Genomic DNA, 6,431 nt, shown 5'->3' on the forward strand with positions numbered 1-6,431 from the left:
AAGCCGGCCCAGGCCCACCACACGCTGCTAAACAACCCAGCGAACACCAGGACACCGTGAAGCGTGCGGTCGTCGCGCAACCCGACCGCGAGCTCGGCGACGACCAGCACGAAGGCCAGATCAAAGAACAGCTCCAGCCAGGTCGCCGTGCGCTCGTCCCCGCTGTCCGTGTCGGTGTGCTGCAGCTGCGGCGGACGGATCAACCCAGACCACTTCACCAGCGCCAACCCCGGCTAATCGTCCTGGCCGGCGGCTCGCTGGCGTCGGTCGGCGGCCTGGTCACGCTCGTCAGCGTCATCCTGGGCTCGGTCCAGCGCCATCAACTGTCCTTCTGCCTGGTTCCAGCCGGCACAGCCTCGCGTGCCGTCTGGTGGATGGTCACCTATCCGGCCGCGCAAACAGGCTGTCACCAGTCCACCCTCACCGGCGGGCCGCGGCTGCACGGCGCCACGGCAGACTGGGGCGAGCTGGCAGATAGTGGCGCCGGTCGAGGGATACTCGTAGGGGGTCAGGGTCCAAATCCCCTCAGCTCCACCACACGACGCATCGGCAGGGTTCCCGCTCGGGCCGTGGCCCCATGCTCGTCACGCGAGAGGACCACAGGAGGTGCCGATGGCCGTCCGGCTCACGATCCATTACGACAACCTGGCCGGCCTGGCCCGGCCGCATCTGCGGCTGTGGCATGCGGGCGCCAGCCCCGTCGACCTGGTCCCAACCGGCGCGGACGAGTTCGGCCCCCTGTGGGAGCTGTCGCTGGTGCGTCCGGAGTTGACCTTCACCTTCACGGCCAGCCCGGGCGCTGCCCAGACCGACGGCCACGACCGCCGCGTCCGCCTGCTGGTCCGGGCCGACGGCGGCCTCGACCCCGGCCAGGTGTGGTGCCGGGGCGACCGGGCCTTCGTCTACCCGGTCCGCCCGGCCGACCCCCAGCCCGAACCGGCCGGGGACCTCCTGGCGCGGCTGGCCGCCGACCCCGGTTTCCCGGCCGGGCTGGAGCTGCCGTCCGCCGGCGGCCGGTCCGGGTTCGGGGCCAACCTGCTTGCCGACAGGCGGGTGCTGTTCGGGCTCTACCACCCGACCGCGGCCCGCGTGTTCGTGGCCGGCAGCTTCAACGACTGGCAGCATCCCGGCCACCAGCGGCCGGACCCCGACGCGTTCGTCGAACTCGAGCTGTTCCGGGGCTGGTTCGGGGCGGCGAACACCTGGCTTGCGGTCACCGACCGGGCCGGCGCCGGCGACGAGTACCGGTTCTGGGTGCAGGGCGGCACCCCACCCGAGGACGCCGCCGGCGGCCGGCTGGTGGTCGACCCCTACGCCCGCCAGCTGGGGCCCGGCGACCGGCGCAGCAACGCCGTGGTGGTCGACCCGACCACGTTCGCCTGGAGCGACCGCGGCTGGCACACGCCGGACCCGGCCGACCTCATCCTCTACGAGGTATCGGTGCACGGCTTCACCGACGGCGACCCCGACATCCGGCCCGACCAGCAGGGCCGCTTCGACGGCATCACCGAGCGCATCCGCACCGGCTACTTCGACTCGCTCGGGGTGACGGCCCTGTCGCTCATGCCGCTCGCCGAGGTGCCGAGCATGCAGGGCCCCCAGTCACTCGGCTACGACCCGTCGCTGTACCACGCCGTCGAGCGCGACTTCGGCGGTCCCGACGACCTCCGCCGGCTCGTCGACGCCGCCCACGGCCGCGGCCTCGCGCTCCTGGTCGATATGGTCTTCAACCACACCAGCAACGACTTCAACCCGCTGTGGGACCTGATCCTCGAGCAGCCCGATGACGCCGGCGGCGGCCTGTACTTCAACGGCGCCACCCCGTGGGGCAACCGGGTCGCCACCGAGAAGGCCGACGTCCAGAACCTACTCATCGACTCCTGTCGGATGCTGGTCGGCGAGTACCACGTCGACGGCTTCCGGCTGGACGCGACCCATACCGACTACATGGACCACGGCTTCCTGCACCGCCTGGCCGCGGAGCTCAAGACCGGCAAGCCCGATGTCCTGCTGGTGGCCGAGAACTTGCCCAACCAGGGCGACCTCAACCTGGAAGGTTGGAACGGCTACGGGCAGTGGTCGGAGCTGTTCCACGACAAGCTCAAGGCGCTGCTGCGCGAGGGCCAGTTCGAGGGCCAGTCGGCCGGCACCGACAACCTGGGCGACACCTTCTACTTCAGCCGCTCCCGCTTCGCCGCCCACACCAACAACGTCGTCAACTACTGTGAGAGCCACGACGAGCAGAGCGTCCCCTACGAGCTGCAGTTCACACCCTGGCTGGACAACCCGGCGGCCAAGGAGCGCAAGGGCCGCCTCGGCATGTTCGCCACCCTGGTCGCGCTGGGTCAGCCGATGATCTACATGGGCCAGGAGTTCAATCTGGAACGGCCACGCAACGTGGTCGCCGTCGACTGGCCGGCCAGCCTCGACCAGCACGGCTTCTACCAGTGGTGCCGCCGGCTGGTCCGCCTGCGCCGCCGCTACCCGGGCCTGCGCCTGCGCGGCTTCGACCCGGCCGCCGCCGGCCAGTTCGAGTGGATCCTCGGCCCCTGGCTGGACGAATCGCACGGCGGCGGCCGCCGCACGGTCGGCTGGCGCGCGCATCCCAACGACCGGCCCACCGACACCCTGGCTGTCCTGCTCAACTTCGAGGGTTTCGACGTACAGGTCGACCTGGAACTCGGCCGGCCGGGGGCCTGGGTCAAGCTGGCCGACATAGACCGGGTCGACGACCTGCCTCCCGATGGCACCAACGACCCGCGCGACCCGACCGCCCTGCACAGCACCGACGGCCGCTTCGCCAGCTTCACCCTCCCCGGCTCGAGCGGCTTCATCTACAAATGGACAACGCCCTAGATCACTGATGTCGATTGGTGGGTGGCGTTGGTGGTCGTAGGGGCGGCCGTGGATGCGGATCTCGTCGCCGACCTTTACCTCTCGGAACCCGGTGCCGAAGGCCGCCGCGAACCGGCGCATCGTATGCCACGTGAGCTCGCTCAAGGCTGCGGTGCGTACCAACGCCGAGGTCAGCGGCCGGCACCGCTTGCTTTTCTTGCGTCGCCGGTAGGTCGGTGACACGGTGCCCCCATCCCAGGGAACCGCAGCACAGGAGAAGAAACGCACCGCATGGAGGCGAATCGGGCCCTGCTCAGAACCCTGGGACCCCGGCACGACCAGGAGGGCAAGGATCATGCACCACCACACTCGACCCGACCGACCGACGCCAGCCGAGTCCTTCCCGTCTGATCCGTCGGGGTTGGCTGAGGCTGGGCGGCCCGAGCTGTTGGAGTTGGCCGCTGGCGACACCCTGGAGCTGAGGGTGGGGCCGGTGGCCAAGCGGCTGGGCGAGTCCAGGGTGCGGATGTTGGGCTACAACGGTTCGGTCCCGGGTCCGACCCTCAAGGTCGCCCAGGGCAGCGAGATTGTGGTTCATGTCATCAACCAGGGGGATCTGGACACGACCGTGCACTGGCATGGGTTGCGGCTGGAGAACCGCTATGACGGGGTCCCCCATGAGACCCAGGCCCCGATCCCGGTGGGGGGGGAGTTCAGCTATCGGATCCAGTTCCCCGATGCCGGGTTGTACTGGTACCACCCCCACATCCGGGAGGACTACACCCAGGAGCTGGGCCTGTACGGCAACATCGTGGTTGTCCCGGCCGAGCCCGGCTATTGGCCGCCGGCCGACCGGGACTTCATCCTCACCGTGGATGACCTGCTGGTCGAGGAGGGCCGGATCGCTCCGTTCAGTCCGACCGAGACCAGCTATGCGGCCATGGGCCGCTTCGGCAACGTGTTTTTGATCGGCGGGGATCCGGAGCTGCGGCTGTCAGCCGGGGCGGGGGAGGTGGTGCGACTGTGGCTGACCAACACCGCCAACACCCGGGTGTTCAACCTGACCCTGCCGGGGGCCCGGATGAAGCTGGTTGGTGGGGACAGCGGCCGGGTCGAGCGAGAGGAGTTGGTCGAGGGGGTGGTGTTGGCTCCCTCGGAGCGGGCGGTGGTCGATGTGCTGGTCGAGCGGCCCGGGGAGCTTCACCTGGAGCATCACACCCCGGACCGGAGCTACCGGCTGGCCACGCTGGTGGTGGGTGAGGGGCAGGCGCCGTCGTCGGCGGCGGGAGAGTTCGAGGTGCTGCGGCGGGCCCCGGAGCTGGTGGCCGAGCGCCAGGGGTTGGACCGGTGGCTGGCCGCCGAGCCGGACAAGGTCCTGGCCCTGGTCGCCCAGATGGACGACCCGGCGGCCCTGCCGGCCGGTGCCGGGCCGGTGGTCTATGGCTGCCCGATGCACCCCGAGGTGACCAGTACCGAGCCCGGCCGCTGCCCCAAGTGCGGCATGAAGCTGCTCGCCACCCAGGCACCCGCGGCCCCGGCCTATGCCTGTCCCATGCATCCGGAGGTGGTGAGCGACGAGCCGGGGCGCTGCCCCAAGTGCGGGATGAAGCTGCTGGCCACCGCTGCCCCGACCAGCTATGTCTGCCCGATGCATCCCGAGGTGACCAGCGACCAGCCCGGGCGCTGTCCCAGGTGTGGGATGAAGCTGCTCGCGGCCGCGTCGGTCCCGAAGCCGGCGGCCGGCCCTGATGCCGCTGCGATGGACGACCACGGTGGCCACGCTGCCGACCACGGCCACCATGGCCAAGGCGAAGGCCACGGGCACGGCACCGCCGAGGGGATCGAGTGGGAAGACGACATGGTCGAGGTCAACCGGCTCACCACCACCGCGACCATGCACTGGAGGTTCCTGGACCGGACCAGCGGGGCCGACAGCCCGACCATTGACTGGCAGTTCACCGTGGGCGACCGGGTCAAGATCCGGCTGGTCAACGAGATGGACTCCGACCATCCCATGCACCACCCCTTCCACCTCCATGGCGCCGGGCGGTTCCTGGTCCTGGCCCGCGACGAGGTTCCTGAGCCCAACCTGGTCTGGAAGGACACCGTCCTGGTCCGCACCGGCCAGGTCGTGGACATCTTGTTCGACGTCAGCAATCCCGGGTTGTGGATGGCCCACTGCCACATCGCCGAACACATGCAAAGCGGCATGATGTTCAGCTTCAACGTGGCCCGCGACCAGGCGGTGGCCCCATGACCGCCCCCCACGAGGAGGCCCAGAAGGACCCGGCCGGCGGTGAGGTGCTGGATGTGGTGGTGGTCGGGGGCAGCCAGTCCGGGCTGGCCATGGCCTGGCACCTTCAGCGCCAGGGCCTGCGGTTCGTGGTCCTGGAGGCCGCCCCCGAGCTCGGGCAGGTCTGGCGCTCGCGGTGGGACTCGTTGAAGCTGTTCACCCCGGCCCAGTACGACGCCCTGCCCGGCCTGGCGTTCCCGGCCCCGGCCGACACCTACCCGACCAAGGACCCGGTGGCCGACTACCTGCAGACCTATGCGGCCACCTTCGACCTGCCGGTCCGGCTGAACGCGCGCGTCACCCAGCTGGTCAGGACCGACGACTTCGAGGTCCAGACCGCCGACACCATCTACCGGGCCCGGCGGGTGGTGGTGGCCACCGGCCCGTTCCAGGTCCCCTTCGTCCCCCCACCGGCCGCCAAGCTGGACGCCTCGGTGACCCAGCTCCACAGCGCCGCCTACCGCAACCCCCAGGCCCTCCCGGAGGGGCCGGTGCTGGTGGTGGGCGGGGGGAACTCGGGGTTCCAGATCGCCGAGGAGCTGGCCGCCACCCGCACCGTCGACCTGTCCATCGCCACCACCTGTCCGATGCTGCCTCAGCGGCTGGCCGGCCGGGACCTGTTCTGGTGGCTGACCCGCCTGGGTCTGCTGCGGGTCACCGTCGGCTCCCGGCCCGGTCGGCGGATGAGCCGCCGGGACTTTGTGATCGGGACCAACCGGCGCCGGCTGGAGCGGGCCGGGGTGCGGTTTCGGCCGCGGCTGGTCGACGCCGAGGGTCGCACCGTCCGCTTCGGCGACCACCACCTGCTGGAGGACGTGGGGGTGGTGGTGTGGGCGACCGGGTATCGCGCCGACTATGGCTGGATCCGAATCCCCGGGGTGGTCCGGGAGGGCCATGTGGTGCACCGGCGGGGCGTGACCGAGGTCCCGGGCCTGTACTTCCTGGGCCTGTCCTGGCAGCACACCCGCGGGTCGGCCCTGTTGGGCTTCGTGCACGACGACGCCGCCTACCTCGCCGACCGAATCGCCGCCCGCCACCAAGCCGCCGGGTCGGCCACGATCCCCGCCACCCAGGAGCCGTCGACCTAGCCACGGCTCCCACGCAACCACCTCGCACCGGAGGGCAGACGATGGCAACCCAGGAGCCGAAGGCGATCGCGTTGCCGCGTCATCCAGACGTCACGCTGGTGGACACCGTCGGACCGCTGCGTCGCCGGCGACTGAAGGAGGTTTGTCTTGGCTGAGATCGCGCTGTTCCTCTACGACGGTATGACCGCACTCGACGCGGTCGGACCCTACGAGGT

General features: G+C 70.4%; 4 protein-coding genes. 3 read left to right on the top strand and 1 reads right to left on the bottom strand.

Going from position 1 to position 6,431, the window contains the following annotated elements:
- On the bottom strand, positions 1 to 218 hold a 218-nt coding region (locus VF468_08900; protein ID HEX5878425.1), incomplete at its 3' end, for a low temperature requirement protein A.
- A 394-nt stretch (positions 219 to 612) separates the two neighbouring features.
- On the opposite strand from VF468_08900, the gene VF468_08905 reads away from it, so the two are divergent.
- From VF468_08905 to VF468_08915, 3 genes are all read left to right on the top strand, one after another.
- Positions 613 to 2,856, top strand: a complete 2,244-nt coding sequence (locus VF468_08905) for an alpha-amylase family glycosyl hydrolase (GenBank protein ID HEX5878426.1) — start codon at positions 613 to 615, stop codon at positions 2,854 to 2,856.
- 400 nt (positions 2,857 to 3,256) lie between these two features.
- On the top strand, positions 3,257 to 5,092 hold the full coding sequence (locus VF468_08910) for a heavy metal-binding domain-containing protein (protein HEX5878427.1): 1,836 nt from the start codon (positions 3,257 to 3,259) through the stop codon (positions 5,090 to 5,092).
- Entirely contained in the window at positions 5,089 to 6,216 is a 1,128-nt protein-coding gene (locus VF468_08915; protein HEX5878428.1) for an NAD(P)/FAD-dependent oxidoreductase, read from the top strand. The genes VF468_08910 and VF468_08915 overlap by 4 nt, the downstream gene beginning before the upstream one ends.
- Positions 6,217 to 6,431: the final 215 nt, after the last annotated feature.

The sequence above is a fragment of the Actinomycetota bacterium genome, from assembly GCA_036280995.1.
Taxonomy (GTDB): Bacteria; Actinomycetota; CALGFH01; order CALGFH01; family CALGFH01; genus CALGFH01.